The organism is Phyllobacterium sp. 01N428, assembly GCF_056399405.1.
In genome coordinates, this window is record NZ_JBFTRH010000033.1 from 1 (window position 1) to 398 (window position 398).

General features: G+C 66.1%; 1 protein-coding gene. It reads right to left on the reverse strand.

What is annotated here, in order from left to right:
* A partial coding sequence (locus AC1DNI_RS22815) for a hypothetical protein (protein ID WP_477693531.1) occupies positions 1–249 on the reverse strand: 249 nt, incomplete at its 3' end.
* Positions 250–398: the final 149 nt, after the last annotated feature.

The following is a 398-nucleotide window of genomic DNA, read 5'->3' on the forward strand; positions in this document are numbered from 1 at the left end:
GTCCTGGCCTGCTGCGCAGAACGCGCCGGTAGTGTCGAACACCGGATTGCTGGCTGAAGGCTGCGCATACAGCCACTGCAAGGAGCGGTCCGCCCAGCCGAAGATGCTCTTGCCGAACGGACGCGCGTCCTTGGGATAGAGCAAGGGATTGGGACCGAAGCCGAGCAGGTCATTGCCCGGCGGCTCGGCCGCCTGTGCGGTGACCAGCGTGGTGCAAGCGAACAACAGACCACAGAACGTCTTGTACATAACGCCCTCCTGGTGAATGTGCGTGCGCGGAAGCGTGGGGTGGGGACGGTGGGATTCCGCGAGCCCAGCTTGGGTGGGTGCGATGGAGCGCGCTTCCAGAAACCTGCGCGCTTGCGTTCGGCCACCGGGCGGGTTGCGCGGCGCAACCG